Origin of the sequence: Paenibacillus sp. RS8, assembly GCF_041956825.1 — a bacterium.
Classification (GTDB): Bacteria; Bacillota; Bacilli; order Paenibacillales; family Paenibacillaceae; genus Paenibacillus_AQ.
Window position 1 is genome coordinate 2601952 of the sequence record NZ_CP168131.1, and the last position, 22876, is coordinate 2624827.

17 protein-coding genes and 1 riboswitch are annotated in these 22876 nt (G+C 44.0%); of the genes, 13 read left to right on the plus strand and 4 right to left on the minus strand.

The features are described 5' to 3' along the window. The first annotated feature begins 188 nt into the window (after positions 1-188). The 6 genes from ACDZ28_RS12950 to ACDZ28_RS12975 all read left to right on the plus strand — a co-directional run bounded on the left by ACDZ28_RS12950 (position 189) and on the right by ACDZ28_RS12975 (position 11448). Positions 189-1460, plus strand: coding sequence for a VWA domain-containing protein (locus tag ACDZ28_RS12950; RefSeq protein ID WP_375104869.1), 1272 nt, complete (start codon positions 189-191; stop codon positions 1458-1460). Between the two features lie 22 nt (positions 1461-1482). After that, on the plus strand, positions 1483-2124 hold the full coding sequence (locus ACDZ28_RS12955; RefSeq protein ID WP_042124365.1) for a hypothetical protein: 642 nt from the start codon (positions 1483-1485) through the stop codon (positions 2122-2124). A gap of 86 nt (positions 2125-2210) precedes the next feature. Continuing rightward, positions 2211-3473, plus strand: coding sequence for a hypothetical protein (locus ACDZ28_RS12960; RefSeq protein WP_042124368.1), 1263 nt, complete (start codon positions 2211-2213; stop codon positions 3471-3473). Continuing rightward, positions 3470-6454, plus strand: a complete 2985-nt coding sequence (locus tag ACDZ28_RS12965) for a hypothetical protein (RefSeq protein WP_375104870.1) — start codon at positions 3470-3472, stop codon at positions 6452-6454. The genes ACDZ28_RS12960 and ACDZ28_RS12965 overlap by 4 nt, the downstream gene beginning before the upstream one ends. A gap of 121 nt (positions 6455-6575) precedes the next feature. Beyond that, positions 6576-6777: riboswitch (cobalamin riboswitch) on the plus strand. 175 nt (positions 6778-6952) lie between these two features. Further along, positions 6953-9532: a DUF4430 domain-containing protein gene (locus tag ACDZ28_RS12970; RefSeq protein ID WP_375104871.1), complete on the plus strand. Its 2580-nt coding sequence runs from the start codon at positions 6953-6955 to the stop codon at positions 9530-9532. A gap of 209 nt (positions 9533-9741) precedes the next feature. Next, positions 9742-11448, plus strand: a complete 1707-nt coding sequence (locus tag ACDZ28_RS12975; RefSeq protein WP_375104872.1) for a methyl-accepting chemotaxis protein — start codon at positions 9742-9744, stop codon at positions 11446-11448. Between the two features lie 74 nt (positions 11449-11522). Here the strand turns inward: ACDZ28_RS12975 and qoxD are convergent, their stop codons facing one another. Genes qoxD through qoxA form a run of 4 tightly spaced genes read right to left on the minus strand, consistent with a single transcriptional unit; the run spans position 11523 to position 15388 of the window. Further along, positions 11523-11813, minus strand: coding sequence for a cytochrome aa3 quinol oxidase subunit IV (gene qoxD / locus ACDZ28_RS12980; RefSeq protein WP_036680878.1), 291 nt, complete (start codon positions 11811-11813; stop codon positions 11523-11525). Positions 11814-11817: 4 nt separating this feature from the next. Then, the gene (qoxC, locus tag ACDZ28_RS12985) at positions 11818-12414 is read right to left on the minus strand and encodes a cytochrome aa3 quinol oxidase subunit III (RefSeq protein ID WP_042124373.1); all 597 of its coding nucleotides are present in this window, start codon (positions 12412-12414) and stop codon (positions 11818-11820) included. Further along, positions 12411-14354 (minus strand): cytochrome aa3 quinol oxidase subunit I, encoded by a 1944-nt coding sequence (gene qoxB / locus ACDZ28_RS12990; protein WP_042124376.1) that lies wholly within the window; start codon positions 14352-14354, stop codon positions 12411-12413. Before qoxB ends, qoxC begins: the two co-directional genes overlap by 4 nt. A gap of 38 nt (positions 14355-14392) precedes the next feature. Beyond that, a complete protein-coding gene (gene qoxA, locus ACDZ28_RS12995) occupies positions 14393-15388 on the minus strand; it encodes a cytochrome aa3 quinol oxidase subunit II (protein WP_042124378.1) in 996 nt (331 codons plus the stop codon). Positions 15389-15871: 483 nt separating this feature from the next. On the opposite strand from qoxA, the gene ACDZ28_RS13000 reads away from it, so the two are divergent. The 7 genes from ACDZ28_RS13000 (at position 15872) to ACDZ28_RS13030 (ending at position 22867) form a co-directional block, all read left to right on the plus strand. Continuing rightward, positions 15872-16981: a polysaccharide deacetylase family protein gene (locus ACDZ28_RS13000; protein ID WP_375104873.1), complete on the plus strand. Its 1110-nt coding sequence runs from the start codon at positions 15872-15874 to the stop codon at positions 16979-16981. Positions 16982-17191: 210 nt separating this feature from the next. Further along, the gene (locus ACDZ28_RS13005) at positions 17192-17962 is read left to right on the plus strand and encodes an amino acid ABC transporter substrate-binding protein (protein ID WP_042124381.1); all 771 of its coding nucleotides are present in this window, start codon (positions 17192-17194) and stop codon (positions 17960-17962) included. A gap of 29 nt (positions 17963-17991) precedes the next feature. Beyond that, positions 17992-18651 (plus strand): amino acid ABC transporter permease, encoded by a 660-nt coding sequence (locus ACDZ28_RS13010; RefSeq protein WP_042124383.1) that lies wholly within the window; start codon positions 17992-17994, stop codon positions 18649-18651. 15 nt (positions 18652-18666) lie between these two features. Then, complete coding sequence (locus tag ACDZ28_RS13015; protein WP_375104874.1) at positions 18667-19419, plus strand: amino acid ABC transporter ATP-binding protein; 753 nt, start codon at positions 18667-18669, stop codon at positions 19417-19419. A 167-nt stretch (positions 19420-19586) separates the two neighbouring features. Then, positions 19587-19976, plus strand: a complete 390-nt coding sequence (locus ACDZ28_RS13020; protein ID WP_375104875.1) for a GntR family transcriptional regulator — start codon at positions 19587-19589, stop codon at positions 19974-19976. After that, on the plus strand, positions 19969-20871 hold the full coding sequence (locus tag ACDZ28_RS13025; protein WP_375104876.1) for an ABC transporter ATP-binding protein: 903 nt from the start codon (positions 19969-19971) through the stop codon (positions 20869-20871). The genes ACDZ28_RS13020 and ACDZ28_RS13025 overlap by 8 nt, the downstream gene beginning before the upstream one ends. Next, on the plus strand, positions 20837-22867 hold the full coding sequence (locus tag ACDZ28_RS13030) for a hypothetical protein (RefSeq protein WP_375104877.1): 2031 nt from the start codon (positions 20837-20839) through the stop codon (positions 22865-22867). The genes ACDZ28_RS13025 and ACDZ28_RS13030 overlap by 35 nt, the downstream gene beginning before the upstream one ends. Positions 22868-22876: the final 9 nt, after the last annotated feature.

Genomic DNA, 22876 nt, shown 5'->3' on the forward strand with positions numbered 1-22876 from the left:
TTATTTCCAATGCACATTATGCAATAGAATTGAAATAGATGTGATTTCTGTTCCATTCTATTGCACAAAGTGCAATCTGGGGGATGATAACACATCCGGGTAGCCCGTTTATCAGGCAGCATAACCCCCGAACAATGTTAAAAACATCGGAGTACAATTCAGGTTTCTCCCGGAAAGGAAGTATAAAGATGCAGCGAAAAATCAATCTGCTCCTGCTCTTCTTCAGTCTGATCGGCGGCGGGGTCGCCTTTCTTTTTGGAGAGTGGCTGCTAAGCTGGTACAATGATATGCCTTCCATCTTGCTCGTAGGCATTTATTTTGCCATAGTAGCGCTCGGTATCGGTATCGGTTGCCTGCTAGCGGAGATGATCTCGCCTCGGTTAAACGGAGCCTCATGGAAGCAGCGCTACCTAGGTCTATCCTGGAAGCTGCTGCCAATAATGCTTGTACTTGCACTTGGGGTAGGTGCATTAACGGAGTTTGTTTATGAGCTGAATTTTGGCGGTGTGAAGCCGATTAAGAATGTAGTTATGGCTATCGATGACTCTGGCAGTATGGCGCAGAGTGATCCTGATAACAGCCGTTATTCAGCCGCTAAGGCGTTAATTGCGAGAATGGACAATGACAATCAGGTAGCGGTGGTGACATTTAACCACGAAGCAGTAGTCGTCCAGCCGTTAACACCACTCTCAGATTCGCAGAATCGTGAGAAGGTGCTGACTGCAATTGATAATTTGAAGCCAACTGAGGGTGGCACGAACATTAGCGGTGCGATTTCGGAAGCACTTAAAGAGATAGACAGTGACGGCAAAAAGAATCAGGGCGCTATGGTCATTTTGCTGTCGGATGGCGTAAGCAATTTCGATACTTCACGAGAATTGCAGACCTATATAGATCGTGGAATTGCTGTAAATACCATTGGTCTGGGGATGCAGGATCCTGCGGGTACCCAGTTGCTGCAGGATATTGCGAAAATAACAGGCGGTCACTATTATGATGTGACAGATACGACCCTTTTGGGTGATGTATTCCAGCAAATCTATGATCGTTTGGGAGATCGTACATTGCTTACGGTGCGCAGTGATGCTACAGCAGATAGTCCATACTATGCTGCAGTTCGTATTTTGTCGCTGATGCTAATCGGTGCTGGACTTGGACTCGGACTTGGCATTATGTTTGATAATCGTCATTTAGCAAAAAGCTTCGGGATTGGCGGCGTAATCTCAGGGTTGTTCGCAGGACTTGTTCTGGAATTCGGACTTAGCGGTCATAATTTCACTGATGGACTTATTCGCCTCCTAGCTGTTCTTATATTGGCTGCAATCATCTCATTATTTACAGGCGTCATTCCGGTAGGAGAAGGACGTATTTACCGTAATAAAAGAAATAATGCAGCGTCAACTCCAACGTCAGAAAGCTTTCCTGGCCGACGGAGAAATCGGAACAGCAAAGGATTCTAGTAGTTGAAAGGGGCTTACAGTAATGAGGTACGCCGAGGATAATGTTTCCGCTCTGGTAATAACGGATGTGACATCTCAAGTGGATGACCGGTTCTGTGCGCTGAGATGGCGCTGGCCGGACGGCGTGCAGGCAGTGTACATCCACAAGACCTCCGCAGAAGAGGCTTCCATGGGAACAGGAGATATTCCGCCGGTCGGAATGAAGCTTTATACTCGTGAGGAATACAAGTCTAACAATGGATACCGTGACCGATTGGATGAGATCGGCCTAGTCTCCTATACCATATTTGCTCGCCTTGCTGAGAACGGAGAGACACTGCTGGTGAGGCAAAGTGACGGTGCGAACCGTGTGGTGGTCAGTGCAGGCAAAGCCAGAATTTATTATTCCATTCAACAAAAAAGAGGATTATTCGGAAAACAAAAGACCGTACATATGGCAATTACGGCAGAAGTTCCAGTAGCCCGGGATGTCCTCTGTTATGTTAAGAAACGGGGAGGACATCCCGCAGGGAAAGAGGATGGTATTCTCTTTCCCTTTGTGCAAGATTTCGCCCCTGGACGAAACGTACTCCCGCCGATCGAGATCGGTAAGGATGATTTTGTACGCATCTTTTTCACCGATGGTCCTAAGTATGGGCTTTATTACGAGTTGGTGCCGGAGTAAGATATCAGTCTACGCGTACAAGCGAATGTTGGACATTGCCTGTCCGTAGCAAGATACGCAGATACAACTTTTGGGAGGATGAGTAGATGTCTTTTTTTAGCCGTTTTATGAAAAAGAATCAGCCGGAGCCAAGGCCGCTTTTTTACGATATAGTGTGTCCTTATTGCTTCACCAAGTTCTCTCCGGAGGATGTGGTCTTTCGGGCTATGCATAGCCGAGAGGACGATGAGAATTACGCGCTGGGCGAGGATGACGCCTTAAATAAATACCGTGAGCGCTTTGGGCTCGATACGGTGGATGACATAGAAGCGATCATTAATCCGGCGGATATTCCGGAAGAATACCATCATTATACCGATCATGTGTTAACAGGGCTTACGGATCGCTATGGAGTGCTCACACGCAGACGCCTTTGTCCATCCTGTCATAACGAGCTGCCTGTGACTGCAGGCAAAGTTCCTAGTAACATTATCTCGATTATCGGTGCTTCCCAAGTCGGGAAGTCGGTGTATATGACCGCGCTGATTCATACCTTGCAGCATACGACAGCAGGTCATTTTGATGCCGCTTGTATGCCGCTTAATGCAGAGATTAGCCGCAAGTTCCGTACGCTATATGAAGAACCGCTTTTTGAGCGTGGGGATCTGCTTGCTTCTACTCAAAAGGAAAAAATGCAAGAGCCGTTTATTTTTCAATTCGTCTTTAAGGATGAAGAGAAGCCGCCGCTGACACTCGTGTTCTTCGATGTAGCAGGTGAGGGCATGGTGGATCAGGATTATCTGGGACTACATGGTCAGCATATCAAGAACTCTGCCGGTATTCTGTTTATGGTCGATCCGCTGCAAATCCGTTCGATCCGTGAGAAGATTCATATTAATATCGGCGATCGTCCGGGAGAATGGGTCTCGCAATATGACGAGCCGCGTGACGTTGTGCTGACAATGTTCGGTGATTTTATCGCCTATCAGGAAAAGAGCAAAACAGACATTCCAACAGCAGTCGTTCTTGCAAAAAGTGATATGCTGCATTCGCTGAAGGATGAGGATGGCGATTACATCAAGTCTAACAGTAATGTATTCAATAACTATGTTCATCGCAAAACATTGAATATGGATGAGTTCCATAATATCGACGGAGAGATTCGCAGATTTATTGGTAAAGTGGACAGACCTTTTAAAGATACGATGGATGTTTACTTCTCAAATACGGGCTATTTTGCGGTATCTGCTCTGGGCAGTAATCCTGTAAATCAGAAGATTGAGGGTGTGGTAAGCCCGATTCGCGTAGACGAGCCATTTATTTGGCTGCTGCATAAGCTGAAGTATATTGAGGGGAGCGACGGCCCGTGAATGCATTCTCAGGGTCTAAGATCGCCCAACAGATGTACACCCGCGAACGCCGCGGATTGTTTCGTTCCACAGAAGGCTTTGATACGGTAGCGAAGTCGGACAGTCTAGACAATAATTTTATCAAAAAAACACTGCATCCCTTCTGCCTCTATGATGCTCCAGCTGAGCTGGCCGCGCGCGGAGAGAAGGATGAGTCTGTATATCCTAGTGCGCTGCACCTGTTCCATGCAGAGAATGGCGACACAGTCATTGGGATGAGTCGTTATCAAGCAACGGATTTTACGGGCCAACGCAGCGCTTTTTTCGCACATAACTTTGTAGTTCCTGCCTCACGATCAGAAGAGATTGTTCAGAACTACGGAGATTGGCTACATGCTGATTCCGCAAGAAGCTATGACGGAGAGCTAGGCGGAACCTTGCCGGAGCTGTCTGATATTCCAGTTATACGTACGGATCGTCGCCCTGATCCTATAGCGGGCTTACGCTTGTTAGGAATTAATGAAGGGATATTTAAGGCATTGCTGCAAGCGGTGATGCTCTCTGTGGCAGGTAAGAAAAAAATCTATATCGCCCTTAATGTATCTATCACGGAGTTGTCCGCACGTGCGGTGGAGCTTACAGAGATTTTATATAGCGTGCTGCCGTATGAATTCCGCCGTAGATTAGGCGTGATTACGTATGCCAATGAACCGCAAAGCCGTAAATATATTCATCTTAGCTTTGTGGAAAAAGGTTCGCTTCGTCCCGGTGATCGCAATATCGAGAAGGATTTCACATTTGATTTGGTTTCAGGTCGGATGGGGAATGTGGATTTTGGAGAGTCTCGTCAGCCATATGCTGATTTGGTTTGGAAGCTGTTACTTCTAAATCCAGGGGATCTTGACGATTTCGTAAGTTTTGCTGATCAGATCCTGCGTGGAGAAAGTCCTGAGCATAAGCTATCGCTCGCTTTTTATAATGAGTTAGCTGTATTTTATGAGATTGAGCAGGGGAATGAGCATTTATATACAGAGAATAAGAGCGCGGTGCTAAGCGGATTGCTCTCTTACCTTAAGGCGGAGGGTGCTATTCATTCCAGAATCCGACTGAACGATATTTTCTTGGAGCGGTTCGACCGAGAATTTGATTTAGTCCGGCAAAGGAATGTTCCAGAGCCTGCTATAATGGAGTGCTTTAAAGATTATTTTGTGCTCAAGGATCATAATTACAAAGCCAGAATCGTTGATTATTTCATTAATGGAATGCTTCATAGCGTGGAAGCGGGACGCAAAGATGTTCTTAATGCAGCTTACGGGATCATTGAAAGTAATGATGAGCTAAGTGCTGCGTTTTTTCAACGGGTAATGTCTGAATCGTATTTCCGCAAGCAGTTATTAGAGCCTTATATGGAGTCAAGACTAATTGCTGCATCTAAATCTGTGGACATTCTGAATTTTGTACTCCATTGGGGCCGTTTTCTGCCAGCTGCGTTAGAGCAACCTTTTGCTCAGGATGCAGTAAGGGATTACTTGCTGGAAAAGCTACAACTGGAGACGGATCCGGTTGCTGCGGTGGCGGAAATTCATAGCACTGTAGATAAAGCGGAGAAAGATCGACGTAGAGGGACAGGCGTATCTCCTAAAGTACTCTCGCTCATGCAGGATCTTGCAGCATCTGCAGACAGATTCTTGCTGAATCGGCTATCTCTTACTGAAATGACGCAGGAGGACTTATTAGAGGTTGTTTTCTTACGTTATGGCAATGTTGTGGATTGGCAGCCGCCACTAGATAGAATTAGCAAGCAGAAAGAAAATGCACTCCGCGCTGCTTATCGCTGGTTTGGTGAAGAGAAGCCGAATGAAGAGATATTTGCAGGCTTGTCTCCGAAGGAGCTGGATGATGTACAGCTGCTCGGTCGCCGTTTACTAAAGGAAGCTCGGGTGTTAGAACCGTTTGAACGTCTTCCACTAGCTTTCTACTACACGAGTCAACGCGAGGGTGGTCCGCTGGATTATGACGCATTGCTGGAGTTAGTTAAGCATAAAGCTGGTAACGACAAGGATGTGATCTATCGATTCTTTGCATGGTCTCAAGGAAATTCTTTATTTACGATATCGAATAAAAAGCTTCACCCGGGATACCGCCGGGCGATTCTGAAGTATTTCCAGAGCAGTGACCGCGAGGCATTCAAGAATCGTGAATTTCGTAAAAGCTATGTCGCTACAGCTCGGCCTGCTCTACAAAATGTCTACAATGAGGCTCGCTCCCAGCTGGCTTCCCCGCTGGCGCGCTGGATCAGCCGCAGCCGATTTCGACTCCTGATCTCCGGTTCCATCACTGGCATTCTGGTGATTATCGCAATTATCGTATTCAGTATGCTGCGTCCGGAAGATCCAAAGACGGCCCTGCCTGGGACAACCCCTGCACCGACACCTGTTCAGAGTGCAGGCAGTATGCTTCCTCCGGCTTCCGTATACCTGAAGGATCTAGGTACCGAAGGAGATAAAGGAAGCAGTGTATTGGTGTTCACGTTTGCCAACGCGGATGATTGTGTGCAATTTAATCCGACGGAGATTAGTTTAATGACTTCATCCGATGTAGTGGATAAGAGCTTTAAGGTTGCTGCTAGCACTGGGACTTGTTCAGTGCCGTCAACGGATGGAGACTTATCTGGCGATACGAACGCCGCTGATACGACTGCGGGGACGGCGGAAGGCGTAGATGCTACTAATACTGCAGACGAGGCCTCTCCATCTCCTACACCTTCCTCTGATGCAGAGGGCAGCACAGTTGTGCCGTCCGCGACAGCTATTACAGAAGGTGAGCAACCTTCCTATCAGGTGGAGGTTACTATGGAGCCGGGTGCGACAATCGTCGAGCATAGCATGATCAAGGCTGGTAGATTTACGTTGATCGTAGATCCCGCTCCAAAGGATACAACGGGTGTTAACTCAAGTGCTGAACCTTCAGCGACTGCAAGTCCGGAAGGAACAGCCGAATAAAGTAATTTCTGATCAGCAGGACGATACCGAAAGGTTTGGTTCTGCTGTTCTTTTTTTGTTGCTCATACAAAGCTTTTCTATAGACATGCTGTGTATTAATAGATATGATTATGAAAATAAGATAATACATATTGGAAAAGGTGCAGACTCCCCTAAATCAGAGTCTGCTTAAAAGGGAAGTCCGGTGTAAAATTCCGGCGCGGTCCCGCCACTGTAAATGCGGAGCGTCTCTTCTATGAACCACTGTCAGCAGTTAGGACGGGAAGGTGAAGAGCGGCAATGAAGCATTAGCCAGGAGACCTGCCTTTTTCGTGAGCGTTTCTATTCTTCGTGGGGTAAGAATGTGGAACATATACAGATAGACTGTGTGGTCGTAGAGGTTCACGCGCCCCAGCCTCGATTTGTTATCTTCCCGGGCCGCCCTTCATAGGGGCGGTCTTTATGTTGTGCGCTCTTATTTTGTGTAGTATCCATTCCTTTAAAGAAAGAGGCTGAACAATGAAGAAAATATTCTCCTCCAGGTTTTTTGTACTTGGACTGGCCGTATTCATGGTCATATCGATTCTTGGAACATCTCTTGCTCCGGCAGGAACCATCTTTGCGGAGGCGGGCGTTAGCTCCGGGCAGGAAGCATCTGGCGATTCTGCTGCTAATGTAGAACGGATTAATGTTGCGGATGCGACCTATACGGCTGCGGAATTTATTTTAAAGGGTGGCGTGCAGTCGGATTGGCAAGCGATTGGACTGGCTCAAGCGGGATACAAGCTGCCAGTAAGTTATCGAGCAGCTCTTGAGAAAAAGGTGAAAGATGCAGAGGGGAATTTCGCGAGCGTAACGGATTACGCGAGAATCGTACTCGCAGTAAGAGCAATAGGAGCCGATCCTACCAGCTTTGCTGGAAGCGGAACAAGTCCTGGCTATAACTTAATAGAGAAGATCTATAATCATGACAAAATCAGTGGACAGACGCTTAATAATCCGGTTTATGCTTTGCTCGCACTGGACTCAGGGAAATATAATATTCCTAAAGATGCGAAATGGACAACGGATAAGCTTCTTGCTGAGATTCTTTCCAAGCAAAATCAAGACGGTGGCTTTGCCTTAACTACAGGCGCCAGTGAGCCCGATATGACAGCAATAGCTTTGACCGCTCTATCGGCACATAAGAGTAATCCGGAAGCTTACACAGCAGGACTACAAGCCGTATCTTGGTTATCCAAAGCTCAGGATAGCCATGGAGGTTACGGAGATAGTGCTGAAAGTGCAGCACAAGCTATTCTAGGTCTCACATCCTTTGGTGTAGATCCAAGTGGGTTAGAATATACCAAGAATAAAGTGAGTTTGATCGGTAATCTACTGAGCTACCGTCTCGCTGACGGCAGCTTCGCTCATAGCCGTGGCGGAAGCAGCAATATTCTAGCTACAGAACAGGGCCTTCAGGCGCTTGTAGCCTACAATCTACTTCATAAAGGCAGCAACAGTAAACTGTACGATTTTTCTAAGTCATCCGTTCAGAATGCACTTATCTATGCACCGATTACTGTAGAGGGTCCTGAGAGTACTTTAGCACAGGGATATGGATATGCTGGCAACGTATTAGGTGCACTAGAAAAGCTGGCTCTTCAGACGAAATTGCCAATCACGAATCCTTCCGGTGCTTATGTCACTGGAATTGGAAGTATTCTGGCTGGAACCTATGGCGGTTACGATGGTTGGATGTATGTTGTATCCCGTAATGGTCAATGGATTAATCCAGATGTTGGAATGAACGATTTTGTGCTTAAAGATTCAGATCAGGTTCTGGTCTATTATGCCGGAGATGATACTAAACTTGTTGATTCGGTAACGGTGTCCAAGCCAAGCCTCAAAGAGGGCGATTCTTTTACTGTAATAGTGACTAGTAAGACATGGAAATGGGACGCTGTAACGAATACGTCCTCTCCGGTAATCGCCAAAGCTTCTGGCGTTCAGGTCCAAATTGGAAATCGCATCGTAACAACGAACGCAAAAGGTGAAGCGTTATTCTCAGGGAATGTTCCAGCAGGTGACTACAAGCTGACTGTAACAGGCTATCGTGAAGGAAAAGCACCATCGATTGCTAAATATACTCAAGATCTAAAGGTGATTCCAAAGAATGTAACGGCTTCACTTACCGTTGAAGGTCCGCAAGGCCTGATCGGTGAGGGGACTTTAAAGGCTTCCAATGCGCTTGAAGCACTGCAGCAATTGGCGGCGTCTAAGGATTTTAAAGTAGATATCACGAAATCGTCGTATGGTAATTTTGTATCTGGCATTTATGGCATTACGCAAGGTCTTTATGACGGTTGGTGGAGCTTCGTTGTATGGCGCAGCGGAGAATGGATCTATCCTAGTGTGGGCATGGACAGCTTTGAATTACAGGAATCCGACCGTGTTCTTGTCTATTATGCCGGAGAAACCACACAGGTTGTTGATACTGCTGTTGTATCTCCTGCACAGCCGAAGCCGGGTGAAGCTTTCACAGTAACAGTTTCTCAGAAAAAATGGGTGTGGAATAAGGATACCTTTACTTCCGATCCAGTGACTTCTCCAGCCGCTGGCGTGCAGGTCTTGATCGGTGATCAGAAGGCGATCACAAATGCTAAGGGTGTAGCTGCATTTGACCAAGGTCTACCAGCGAATACCTATACGATCATTGTTACCGGATATGCTAAAGATAGTGTGCCTAGTGTGGCGCGTTATACTCAGTCACTAAACATGACTTCAGGTGTTGTTACTCCTGCTAAAGCTACGGCCACCCTGTCAGTCATTGGGGATAGCAAGAAGGGAACGATCCTTAACAATACTACAGTAGCTCTAAAAGAAGGTGAGACAGCTTATAGCTTACTGATCAGTCAATTAGGGGATAAGGTAGTATCATCCGGAAACGCTGGTAGTAAATACGTGAAATCTATAGATGGTTTGGCCGAATTTGATGGCGGACCTAGCAGTGGATGGAAGTACAAGACGAATAGAGATGCTGATCCAAGTATAAGTGCAGACAGCTACATTTTAGAGAACGGTGATACGGTATATTGGTACTATTCATCGGGTGAATAAGTACGTTTGATTATTCGTAAGACGGGCACTGCGATTCGGAGTATTAGCGGATCGAGTGTCCGTTTTTATTTTTGTTCGTTGCAATATTTGACAACAGACACTTTTTTTCGACAATTTCATTCATAATTTTATTTAAAATCATCAAACAATTCACTTCTTTAACCGATAAAAATAGATAGTGAGTTAGATTATGTGAAGGCGGAATGTAGATGAAGAATATGAAAGTGAAGTTCAAGATTGGAATTCTTTTAGTATTTTCAGTAGTCATGTTGAACATCGTGGGGGTAACTGGCTTTACCACCATGGACAAAATGACCCAAAAAACAAAAGAGACGTACAATGAAAACTTGTTGCCAATTTCTTACGTGGGGCAAATGCGTACAAATAATCGGGCCATTGAAGCCTTTCTTTTGGAGCGTTTGATTAGCGTTGATGCAAACAAGAACAAAGACTTGTTAGAGAGCATTAAGGGAAAAGTTCAGGAAAATAATGATCTATTGAACAAGCTGAAGACCGTCCAGTACAATGATAGTGCCATTTTGAGCAAAATAAAGGAATATGAGTCCTCCCTAACAGACTATCGTGCACAAAGGGACAGTATTATTCAGATTGCCGATAGCAAAGGTAGACAAGAGGCCTTTCAAGTATTCACGGGGGATTTTAGTATTTCTCGTGAGAAAATGATCAATATGCTTAAAGGAATAAGCGATTCGTTGCTAAAGGGAGCTGGAGAATATAACTTAGAGTCCACTGCTTCCGCTGAAAGAATGAGGACTAAAAGTATAGTATTGATATCGTTCTCTTGGATTATTTGTATCGTGCTTAGTGTAGCAATCATTCGACTGATTACGAAACCTCTCAAGGAACTGCAAGGTTTAATGAAGCGGGCGGAAAATGGAGATTTAACCGTCATAGCAACGTATACCGCTAAGGATGAAATCGGCCAAATTAATAGCTCATTTAACAATATGCTGGAGAGCTTACGAAAGATGATGCAAGGTATCGCGGAGAGTGCAGAGTTGTTATCAGCCTCATCGCAAGAGATGAGCGCTAGTGCTGAGCAGACCTCGCTGGCTTCGCAAATGATCGCCGAATCTTCAGGTGAGATTGCAGCGGGCTTTGATGAACAGACGGAAAGCATTAATCGTACCTCTCAGTCTATACAAGCTATGACTAATAATATTTCGGCCGTAGAAAGTAGCAGTTTTGAAATGTCCGACCTTATGGGAGTTGCTTCTGGTTCAACAGATCGAGGGGTAATCGCCGTAGATAACATTATTGAACAGATGAAGGAAATCGACTCCAGCGTAACTCAGAGCCAAGAGATTATTAGTAACCTTGGGGAGCTGTCTCAGGATATAAATACAATAATTACTACGATTAACGGAATTGCAACACAGACAAACTTGCTGGCGCTTAATGCTTCTATCGAGGCAGCGAGAGCTGGAGAACATGGACGTGGCTTTGCTGTAGTTGCTGGAGAAATTCGGGGGCTTGCAGAAGCGACGCGAAACAGTTCACTGAAAGTAACAGATATTATTACGCATATTCAAAAGCAAACTGAAAAAGCAGTAGAATCAATGGCTTCAGGCTCTGAACTAGTCTCTAACGGCGTAGTTCAAAGTCAGTTCGTATCTCAAGCGTTTCATGAGATTCAAAGTTCCATTAAAGAGGCTACGCTGCAGACGGAAGAGATTAGAGAGGCGGTTGCGCATGTCTCCTTAGAGTCACAAGGTGTAGCAGCAGCAATGGAACAGGTCAATGCTATATCCAATAGAGGGGCAGTGGGTGTTCAGGACACCAGTGCAGCTAGTCAGCAGCAACTGTCTGCTATGGAGGAAATGTCCGCATCAGCTCAGTATTTAGCGGTGCTGGCGGAAGATCTGCAGAAGACTTTAGCGCGATTTAGATTATAACGCGAAATGAAAAAAAGGACGTCCCAGAGCCATTTAGGCTTTGGAGACGTCCTTTTGTGTGTTATTGAATGGAATTAAGCATACCAGCCCCATACGAAGATGAAGAGCGTACCAAAGATCGTAACTAAGCCAACGAATAAGGCATAGGCGATATTGATATAAAGTTCTTTCTTGGTATCCGCTGATTCTCCAATATGCATGAACAGGAAGAGCTGCAGGGAAGCCTGAATGAGGGCTGTAACAAGCAGGATAGCCATGTTTGCAGTATTGGATAGATCCAGATAGATTACGGCAAGTGCAGCCACAGAAAGGACAAGAGAGGCTAAGAAACCCATCACATGGCGAATTGGAAACAGTTGCTTCATCATGCTACATCAGTCCTTTCAGATAGACGAAGCTGAAAATAAAGATCCAGACAACGTCCAAGAAATGCCAGTACAGCGAGAAGATAAAGGATTTATTGGCCGTAGCCGGATTAATACCTTGACGCTTCAACTGGATTAGAATAGCCGCACCCCACAGGAACCCGAACGATACGTGAGCTCCGTGTGTTCCCAGCAGTACAAAGAGACTGGATAGGAAACCACTGGTTTGAAGTGTAGCCCCTTCGTGAACATAAGTGACAAACTCCGTGATTTCAATACCAAGGAAGCCGAGACCCATTAACAGGGTTAGTCCGAAGAAGACCATCATGGCTTTTTGGTAGCCATGCCGCATGGCATGTACTGCAAGACCGATTGTAAACGAGCTTGTCAAGAGCAGCAATGTTTCGATCATCACTGGACCAATTTCAAAGAGGTCCGGCCCGCTAGGGCCGCTAGCGAAGCGGTCTACCATTACAAAGTAAACAGTGAACAACGTAGCGAACAGTGCAATCTCTGCTCCTAGAAAGACCCAGAAGCCAAAGATTTTATTACTATTCTCCTCTGTTGAGTACTCAAGCGGCTTAGACGCATCTATTTTCATACTGTCTCACCCCGCAATTTCTTTTCAGTAGCAATAACTTCTTCTGCTGGGATGTAGAATCCGTGATCCCGATCAAAGGACATAGCAGCTAGAACGATGAGGATACCAACTCCGGAGATAATGGCTGGAATCCAGAGACTGAATACCAGAGAGAATCCTGCAACGAAGAAGATAACACCCAGAATAAATGGTTTTCCTGTATTGCTTGGCATATGAATCTTAGTAATCTTGTCTTCGTATAGAGGTACTTTATCTTGTTTAGAGAACCAGTAGGCATCGCGTGTTTTTACGGTTGGAACCACTGCGAAGTTGTAAGCTGGAATCGGACTTTTCGTTGCCCACTCCAGTGTACGTGCATCCCATGGATCTCCATTTGTATCTCTTGGTTCATAACGTGTACTCCAGTAGATGTTATACACCAGAATTACAAATCCGACTGTAAGACCTATCGCCCCTATGAACGAGACCATACTGAGCGGACCAAATCCGGTATCCGCAGAATAAGTGTATTGTCGACGTGTCATTCCCTTCAGTCCGAGAAGGAACAGTGGGAAGAACGATACGTTAAAGGAAATAATAATCCACCAGAAGGCATGTTTACCAAGACGTTCGTTTAGACGGAAGCCGAATACTTTAGGGAACCAGTAGTGGAAACCTGCGATTACGGCGAATACAGCACCTGGAATGAGAACGTAGTGGAAATGCGCTACCAGGAACATTGTATTATGGTACTGATAATCGGCGCTGGCCATAGCCAGCATGACACCTGTTACCCCACCGATCGTAAAGATCGGGATAAAGGCGAGCGAATATAGCATCGGCGTCGTAAATGATATTCGCCCTTTTCGTAAGGTGAATAGCCAGTTAAATATTTTCACACCTGTTGGAACAGCAATGGCCATGGTAGTAATCGAGAAGAAGCTGTTAACCATAGCGCCTTGACCCATTGTATAGAAATGGTGAGCCCATACTAAGAAGGACAAGAGGGAGATGATCAACATACTAAAGACCATGGATGTATATCCATACAGGTTCTTTTTGGAGAAGGTGGCGATAATTTCACTATAAATACCGAAGGCAGGTAGTACAACGATATATACTTCTGGATGTCCCCATACCCAGAAAAGGTTGGCCCATAACATATCCATACCGCCGTTGGCCATCGTGAAGAATTGAGAGCCGAATAACCGGTCGAACATCATCAAAGCGAGCGCTACCGTAAGCACTGGGAATGCGAATACGATAATTACGTTCGTGATTAGTACCGACCATGTAAACATTGGCATTTTCATCAGCTTCATGCCAGGAGCACGCATCTTCAGAATCGTTACAATAAAGTTAACGCCTGTGATGAGTGTACCGATACCTGATATTTGCAGCGCGAGCGAGTAGTAGTTGTTACCCACCGTTGGACTAAACTCTATACTTGCCAGCGGGAAGTACGCAGACCAACCAGCATCTGGTGATCCCCCGATAACAAAAGAGATGTTAAGCAGCATTGCTCCGAAGAAGAAGAGCCAGAAGCTGACGGCGTTAAGACGTGGGAAGGCAACGTCTCTGGCACCGATTTGTAGCGGTACGATAACGTTCATCAGACCGATAATAAACGGCATGGCCATAAAGAGGATCATGATCAAGCCGTGTGTTGTAAATACCTCGTTGTAATGCTGTGCGTCAAGAAATTTCATGTCTGGGGCTGCGGTTTGTAGCTTCATCATAATAGCGTCAACGCCGCCGCGGAAAAGCATTAGTAGCGCAGCGAGGATATACATAACCCCGATACGTTTGTGGTCAACGGTAGTTAACCATTCGCGCCATAAATATCCCCATTTTTTAAAATAGGTTAGGCCGACGATAATCCCGATTGTAGCCAGAACAATACTTGCCATTGCCCCGTAAATCAGGGGTTCGCCGTGGACCTTAAATTTATCCCAATCCATTAGGAATCGCTCCTTTCAAGTTGCTCAATTAACATTGACTAATGTCCGTCATGTGTAGTGCTTTGTTCATCCAGTTCTGGATTAGGTTCACTGTTGAATTCCGTCTCGCTAGATGGTGCAGGAGTCGGGTGAATTTCTTTATTATCCTGGTGTTCCGTCGTTCCATTATCCATATCCATTTCGGTGCCATTATTACTCATATGGTCGCCATGATCTCCCGGAGGAGGGCTAAAGGATAAGTGAGTATTGGTGTACGTTTTACGTCCGACATATTCCATTTTCAAAAGATTTTTGAATTCATCTTCGGTCAATGGACCTGCTGTTTCTTTAACGTCTTTTACCCATTCCTGATAGTCCTTATCAGTCATCGCAAGGGCTTCAAACTCCATGTGGGCAAAACCCTTACCATTAAAGTTCGCATTTCTTCCGGTATAAGAACCTACAGTATCTGCTGAAAGATGCAGTGTTGTAAGCATGTCACTCATCGCATATTTCTGTCCTCCCAATTGTGGGATCCAGAGACTTGAGATCGTACCGAAAGAGTACAATCTGAACTCGACAGCACGGTGAACTGGAATGTTCACGTAGTTTACAGTTTCAATACCTTCCTCTGGATAGCTGAAGTGCCATTTCCAGTTGGAGGAGGAAGCATAGATTACAAGCGGTTTCTGATCTTTATAATCCGCTGCAACGTTTTCTACATCTACTGTCGTTTTGACAGTGACCACGGAGAGGAATGCCACGATAATAATCGGAATCGTAATCCAGATGGCCTCCAGCCATTTGTTTCCTTCCTCGTGAGGAGGAATATAATCTTCGTTACTTTTCTTAGCGCGGTATTTCAATAGTACGAAGACATATAAGATGTAGACAACTGCTAGAACACCGAGCATCACAACAATGGAGAGGATGATCGTGTCAGACAGAGTTCTCGCAGCCGGCCCCTTCGGATTCAGAACAGCGATTGAACTGCATCCTGGCAAGAGTAAAATTAGGCTGAGAAATAAAGCGTATAACGGTCCCTTTTTCTTCATGCTTAAGCTCCTTCCTTCAATACTTCTATTAATTAACCCTCATCATTACCTTCATATATAGTAAGAATTAATGAGAAAGAAAGCAAAAGACTTATTTTGCCATTTTAGCCACAATAGTCCTTAAAAATGGCGATCAAGTTAAATATGTGTGATCAATTTGTTACAAGTTCCTAATGATATGATAAAGATCACTGTAGCCACGGCGTTTGCTGGTTATTTAAATCCGTTCAAACTTTGTTCAATAATTTACTAAAGTTGCTAATTTGGACACATCTATTTTGCGCAAAAGGACTGGAATTTAACCATTTTTGTTGGTGTGTTAGGAATTAGTTAGAATACGTCATTTGCGAAAAATGTCGAAATATCTGTGAGTGTCAAAAAGGGTAACAAATTATTATGTATTAAGTTACAATCTCTCAAATTTCTTTCTATTAATCTATGGTAATGTTATAGATAAATATACGAGATGGGAGATTTTTTGAGATGTTTAAAAAGAAAGTGTGGCTATTATTTATAGTATTGTTCGTATGTACTGGATTGGTACGAGAAATAGATTCAGTAGATGCTGCTGGTGCAGGATCCCTGAAATTAGGTGTAAATGATAAATTAACTGACATTGATGCAGTGTCGATAAAAGATACATATTTTGTTCCGTTACGTGATTTGTCTGTGGAACTGAATCTTCATCTAATCGCTCAGGGCGATGGCATTAATGTTAAGGGAAATAATGGATCCATCAAACTGCTGAATGATCACGCAACAGCACTTCTTCCTAATGGAAAGACAATCGCCCTGAATACATTTATTAAAAATGGAAGAACTATGGTTCCGGTGAAAATGACAACTCATCTTGGGTTCTCAATTTCGTTTAAACCAGCTCAATCTTTATTAAGAGTTCATAATTCCGGGGCTAAATTAGACGATGCTGCATTTGTGAATCAACATAAAAAAGCTTTGCAACAAAATGTAACTACAGGCACGAACGGTAAAGTTGTTTATCTTAGCTTTGATGATGGCCCATCCGCTACAACCTCTCAACTACTTGATATCTTAGCTAAGTATGATGCGAAAGCTACGTTCTTCATGCTAGGAAATAACATGAACGCACATGCGTCTCAAGTGAAACGCTTAGTGAAGGAAGGACATGCACCTGGTTTACACGGTATGACACATGTGAAAGATAAATTTTATGCTTCTCCTGCTTCTGCGTTGAAAGAGATGAATGACGATAATGCCATTCTGAAGAAGATTACGGGTCAAAGTACAACACTGATTCGCACACCATATGGTAGTAAACCTTATTTAACCAAATCTTATAGAGATAAGATACTAACACAAGGGTATCATCTGTGGGATTGGAACGTTGACTCTGAGGATTGGAGATTTAAGAATGATAGTAACTCCATCTATAATACGGTTATGAGAGAGGTTCATAATCTGAAGAAGAGCAGCCCAGTGGTTCTGATGCATGATCAAAAGGCTACACTTAAAGTTCTTCCACGCATCCTAGAAACGTTGAAGAAGGAAGGCTATGCGTTTCATATTATTACTTCGGATATGGAACCTAACAACTTCTGGAATGATAAACGTTAATTCTGGATACTAAGATCAAATGATTCCTATCGTTGAGGCGACAGATCTAATCTGTCGTCTCTTTTTGTTGTCTGAATCTTTGTAGATTTGACACATGTAGGCTTCTCTAATCTATCGACGTAGTTAATCTGTCGTGTTATCATGATACTCTGATAACGTATTAGCGAACTAAAGCACACGCAGTTGTGTCAACGATGGGGGATAAAAGAGATGAAGAAAAATGCATTGCTAATCTTATTTATGATCATGGTAATTGGAGCTTTATCAGGCTGCTCATCTTCTGGGAGTAAGGATGGAAAGCTGGTGATCGGGATTGATGATAAGTTCGCTCCGATGGGCTTTAGAGATGAGAACAATGAAATTGTTGGGTTTGATATCGACTACGCCAGAGCTGCAGCTGAAAAAATGGGTAAAGAAATTACTTTTCAGCCTATTGACTGGTCCGCTAAGGAGTCAGAACTGAATAGTGGTCGTATTGATATGATTTGGAATGGCTATACCATCACAGATGAACGCAAGGAAAAGGTATTATTCACGAAGCCTTATCTTGAGAATAGTCAGGTAGTAGTCGTATTAGCGGATTCCTCTATTTCAAAGCTTGAGGATTTGGCTGGTAAAGAGGTAGGGCTTCAAAGTCTATCCTCCGCTTCCGATGCTTTAAATGCTAATCCGATTAAAGACCAAATTGCTAATCTGTCGGAATTTCCGGATAACGTCCTAGCGCTCACTGACTTGAAGACTAAGCGTCTAGACGGTGTTGTGATTGATGAAGTTGTAGCTAGATATTATATGTCAAAAGAGCCGAATACCTTTAAGCTGCTAGATGAATCGCTTGCTCCTGAGCAGTACGGTATTGGAATAAAGAAAGGCAATGAAGCCCTGCTAGAAGAACTTCAAAAGGCTTTGGATGAAATGAACAACGATGGAACGGCTGAGAAGATCTCCACAAAGTGGTTTGGTGAAAATAAGGTATTGAAATAGAAGGTCAATATACAGAGTTTATTGGAGAAATGAAAATGGATTATATTATACAAATTTCCGGGCCGATGTTAGAAGGCGCGCGTACAACTGTTTTATTGTTCCTTATTGTTATTTTAGTGTCGATTCCGCTCGGGTTCCTAGTCACTTTGATGGCGAAGAGTGTGATCAAACCGTTGGCATGGATTGCACATACTTATATTTATGTCATGCGGGGAACCCCTCTTTTACTGCAATTGTTATTTTTTTGCTTTGGCTTACCACAGATTCCGGTGATTGGTCAGTATCTGGTTATGGATCGCTTCGTTGCTGCGAGTCTTGGATTTATTCTTAACTATGGAGCGTATTTTGCAGAGATCTTCCGTGGGGGCATGCTCTCCATTGATAAAGGGCAGCATGAAGCAGCTAAGGTGCTCGGACTGAGTAAATGGCAAACACTGCGTAAGGTAATTCTGGCACAAATGTTCAGAGTAGCTTTGCCAGCTGTGGCCAACGAATCAATTTCATTAGTAAAAGATACGGCACTACTGTATGCCGTTGCTGTACCTGAGCTACTGAACTATGCCAAAACAGCAGTAAATCGAGACTTTACAGTAACTCCCTTTGTAGTAGCGGGAGTGATTTACTTACTGATGACGCTAGTGCTTACTTTATTCTTTAAAGCACTGGAGAAACGTTTTAAATTCGAGTAGAAGGACTGTCCGAATATGAGTAGCATGATAGAAGTAAGGGATTTACAGAAATCCTTCGGCAATTTGGATGTATTGAAGAAGGTTAGTTTCAATATCGAGGCGGGTGAAGCTATTGCTGTTATCGGGCCTTCGGGTTCAGGTAAGAGTACGATGCTACGTAGTTTAGTACATCTAGAGGAAGTTACAGGCGGAAGCATCTCGATCCAAGGCAAGCCGCTCGTTGAGAATGGGAAATACGCTAGTGGAGCAAATATTCGTGAGATCACGGCGTCCATGGGAATGGTGTTTCAGCACTTTAACTTATTTCCACACCTAACGGTGCGGGGCAACCTAGAGCTAGCTCCAAGGATGCTGAAGCGGGAGAGCGTGAAGGAGATTACGGCTAGAAGCAAGGACTTGCTCTCTAAGGTAGGTCTTGTTGAAAAAGCGGATGTGTATCCTGCTAATCTCTCCGGTGGACAGAAGCAGAGGGTTGCCATTGCGAGAGCGTTAATGCTGAATCCGGATATTTTATTATTTGATGAACCCACCTCCGCGCTTGATCCCGAGCTTACAGGCGAGGTGCTACGTGTTATCCGTCAGCTTGCTGAGGAGAAGATGACGATGATTGTTGTCACTCATGAGATGAACTTTGCTCGTGACGTAGCGGATCGTGTGATATTCATGGATGACGGTGAGATAACGGAGTCTGGAACACCGGAGCAGATTTTTGACAATCCGCAGCAGGAGCGAACCCGGGTTTTTCTGAGCCAAGAATCGAGGGTGTGAATACCTCAGCTGATAAATTGTCTATTTATGAGAAAAAATCCCCGCAGTAGTTATATAACTGCGGGGATTTTTTGCGTTGACATAAAGAACAAACTGTATTAATAATAGTAGTACAGTTAATACACGTCATAATGGGTTTATTGTAAGATAGTGGGAGGAGGAAGATTATGTTCGAATTGGATGTTCGCAGTCGCAAGCCGATTTATGAGCAGCTGACCGACAAGGTCAAGGAGATGATTTTACATGGTATTTTGCAGACTGATGAACAACTGCCCTCGGTAAGGACATTATCCCAACAGCTAACCGTGAATCCCAATACGATTCAGAAGGCTTATCGTGAATTGGAGCGTGAAGGGTATATCTATTCATTGCAGGGGAAAGGCAGTTTTGTAGCCCCGATGAAAAAGGAACAAAATGAGGCCAAAAAAGCTGAAGTCCGAGATGCGCTGCTCAGACTGATGGCAGAAGCTGTATACCTTGGATTCACCGCAGCTGAGATTAGTTCATTGTACAAACAAGTAGAGAAGCAGAGAGAAGGAGGGAAGAGCGATGATTGAGATTCGAGGAGTCAGCAAGTTATTTCAAGGCGAGAAGGCAGTCGACGATATCTCTTTAACAGTACATAAAGGAACCATATATGGGCTGCTCGGGTCTAATGGCGCGGGTAAAACTACGCTGCTGAAGACCTTGGCGGGCATTTACTCTCCAGATAAAGGGACCGTGAAGGTGGATGGTGAAGTGGTGTTCGAACACCCGAAGTCTAAGCAACGGGTTATTTTTATGCCGGATTCTCCGTACTTTTTCCCGCAATCTACAATGCTGCAAATGGTAGCCTTCTATCGCTCGATCTATCCGAGTTGGAATCAGAAGCGTTTTGAAGATTTGGGAACTGTATTTCAGCTCGATAAGAAGCGTAAGCTTAGTCGTTTCTCCAAAGGAATGCAGCGGCAAGCGTCATTCTGGTTATGTTTAAGTTGTATGCCGGATGTGCTTATTATGGATGAACCGATTGACGGGTTAGATCCGGTCATGCGGCGTCAGATCAAAAATCTGCTGTTTCAGGAGGTAGCTGAACGCGAGCTGACAGTAATCATATCCTCGCATAACCTTCGTGAGATTGAGGACCTGTGCGATCATGTCGGAATTATGCACGGCGGGAAAATGCTGATTGAGAAGGATCTCGATGATCTTAAGGCGGATACACATAAGATTCAAGTGGCATTCCGAGATGAACGGCATGAAATTCCGTTAGCAGCGAAGCTGCAAATTCTGCATCAAGAGCGCCGGGGAAGTGTGAACCTATTCATTGTAAAAGGGGACCGTGAACGGATCAAAGCGGCTTTTCAGGTATACGAGCCATACGTATTCGATTTGCTTCCATTGACGTTAGAAGAGATCTTTATTTATGAAATGGGGGATGTCGGATATGACGCGCAGCCGTTACTACTTTAATAGCAGTGTTTTTCGTCAAAACTTCCGCCAGCACGGTTGGATAGGGATTATATATGCACTTGGCTTATTGTTCGCACTTCCATTGCAGCTCTTCATGAGCAACAATCCAAATGCAAAGCCGCAGGAAATTGATCATTTATTTCGAATCGCTGGTAGTGTGCAAGCATTGTTCATTATTACGATCCCTGTTGCGGCCGGACTATTCTTATTCAGATACCTTCAGGCGAAATCACCCTCAGATCTTTGGCATAGCTTGCCTTTACGCAGAGAGCATTTATTTACAGCTCATCTGACAAGTGGACTTACCTTACTGTTGCTACCGGTTTGGTTAACTGCTGGGGTGGTTGCGGTTGTTAAGTCATGGAGTGGTAATTTTTATATTTTTCAGGGCGCAGATATTTGGCAATGGTGTATCACAGTTAGTATTCTGACTTTGTTTCTCTTCTGCTTTAGTGTTTTTGTGGGAATATGCACAGGTCAATCTATTCTTCAGGGAATTATCATTTATATTTTGCTTATTCTGCCTGCTGTACTGATCTCATTAATCAATAGTCATTTAGCCATGTATCTTTATGGTTATGCGAATGCAAATGTAAACTTACGTGATTCTAGTTTGCAGATGTGGTCTCCCTTTGTTCATATTGTATATTATTATACCGGCAAACCATTCACCAATACAGAATTATGGGTTTATGGTGTATTGTCACTTTTGTTTATTGGATTATCCTATCTTTTATACCGTAAACGTAATACGGAAAAAGCTGGTCAGGCTATCGCTTTTGGATATTTCAACCCGCTTTTTAAAGCAGGGGTTATGTTATGTGCCATGCTTATTTCCGGTAATTATTTTGCACAAATGAAGCAACAGCAAATGGGCTGGGTGATTAGTGGATATGCCATTGGAGCCATTATTGGTTATATTGCTGCAGAAATGATTATTCGGAAAACTTGGCAGATTATGACGCGTAAAGTGGTAGCCGAGTTTGCAGTTTATGCAGTAATGTTAGGGCTGCTTGTGTATATCCCAGTATCAAGTGTTACCGGGTATGAAGCTAGAGTGCCTTCTAGTGATAAGATTAGCGGTGTTTATATGGGATCTAACTATCGGATGTATACCCCAACGGATGATTTATACACTACACCCTATATGGGGCAGGACCCATTTTCCAATAATAAAGATTATATAGAAGCTGTCCGTAAACTTCATCAAGCGGTAGTTGCAGTACGCCCAGAGCTTAACTCACAACAATACGTTTATGAATATTTTACTCTGGCCTATCAATTGGAGAACGGTGACAAGCTAGTGAGGGAATACTGGATCCCTAATAAGGGGTTTGAATCAGAGCTCAAGGCGGTTAAGGATACCGAAGCTTACAAGTATGAAAAGTATAATTTAGCTCTCTTAGACAAAGACCTGGATTATATGTGGGTTACTAACAGGAATAAAAAAGTAGCCATCTCTGATCCTCGGGAAATTTCAGAGCTAAAAGAGATTATCAAACGCGAAATTTCGAATATGTCCTACGAAGTACAGATAGATAAGGACGGGAAACCTGATGTGGCTGGTATCCAAACAGAGGTAAAGGTAAAAGAGGAAAGTAATCAGCCATCTTCAAGTTATGGTTATTATTATCCGTGGAAGTCATCTTTTCATGAGTTAGAGAAATGGATGATTAATAAAGGATATGCGGATAAAATCCGGACAACCGCTGAAGATATACAATCGGCAGAGATAATAAAAGATGACTTTATGGATAAGCAAACACCTAAGAATCCTACCAGTCCTGAACAAAGAGTAGTGCTTGCACGTGAAAAGAATCGTACAGTTGTTACGAAGGATAAGACGCTATTAGCGGATATTTTGGATCAACGTTTCAATTATGGAGTAGAGAATGGCAACTATCTTGTGAAATTGCTATACAAGGAGGGTTATAGTGATTTCGTAATGTTAAAAGCATCGGGAATGACGTCCGAATTGAAGGCATTACTAAAATAAGGTAAGGGA

Bases quoted from the DNA above. Each gene is read 5' to 3' on its own strand.
- ACDZ28_RS12950 (WP_375104869.1), top strand. From the start codon at position 189: ATGCAGCGAAAAATCAATCTGCTCCTGCTCTTCTTCAGTCTGATCGGC.
- ACDZ28_RS12955 (WP_042124365.1), top strand. From the start codon at position 1,483: ATGAGGTACGCCGAGGATAATGTTTCCGCTCTGGTAATAACGGATGTG.
- ACDZ28_RS12960 (WP_042124368.1), top strand. From the start codon at position 2,211: ATGTCTTTTTTTAGCCGTTTTATGAAAAAGAATCAGCCGGAGCCAAGG.
- ACDZ28_RS12970 (WP_375104871.1), top strand. From the start codon at position 6,953: ATGAAGAAAATATTCTCCTCCAGGTTTTTTGTACTTGGACTGGCCGTA.
- ACDZ28_RS12975 (WP_375104872.1), top strand. From the start codon at position 9,742: ATGAAGAATATGAAAGTGAAGTTCAAGATTGGAATTCTTTTAGTATTT.
- qoxD (WP_036680878.1), bottom strand. From the start codon at position 11,813: ATGAAGCAACTGTTTCCAATTCGCCATGTGATGGGTTTCTTAGCCTCT.
- qoxC (WP_042124373.1), bottom strand. From the start codon at position 12,414: ATGAAAATAGATGCGTCTAAGCCGCTTGAGTACTCAACAGAGGAGAAT.
- qoxB (WP_042124376.1), bottom strand. From the start codon at position 14,354: ATGGATTGGGATAAATTTAAGGTCCACGGCGAACCCCTGATTTACGGG.
- qoxA (WP_042124378.1), bottom strand. From the start codon at position 15,388: ATGAAGAAAAAGGGACCGTTATACGCTTTATTTCTCAGCCTAATTTTA.
- ACDZ28_RS13000 (WP_375104873.1), top strand. From the start codon at position 15,872: ATGTTTAAAAAGAAAGTGTGGCTATTATTTATAGTATTGTTCGTATGT.
- ACDZ28_RS13005 (WP_042124381.1), top strand. From the start codon at position 17,192: ATGAAGAAAAATGCATTGCTAATCTTATTTATGATCATGGTAATTGGA.
- ACDZ28_RS13010 (WP_042124383.1), top strand. From the start codon at position 17,992: ATGAAAATGGATTATATTATACAAATTTCCGGGCCGATGTTAGAAGGC.
- ACDZ28_RS13015 (WP_375104874.1), top strand. From the start codon at position 18,667: ATGAGTAGCATGATAGAAGTAAGGGATTTACAGAAATCCTTCGGCAAT.
- ACDZ28_RS13020 (WP_375104875.1), top strand. From the start codon at position 19,587: ATGTTCGAATTGGATGTTCGCAGTCGCAAGCCGATTTATGAGCAGCTG.
- ACDZ28_RS13025 (WP_375104876.1), top strand. From the start codon at position 19,969: ATGATTGAGATTCGAGGAGTCAGCAAGTTATTTCAAGGCGAGAAGGCA.
- ACDZ28_RS13030 (WP_375104877.1), top strand. From the start codon at position 20,837: ATGTCGGATATGACGCGCAGCCGTTACTACTTTAATAGCAGTGTTTTT.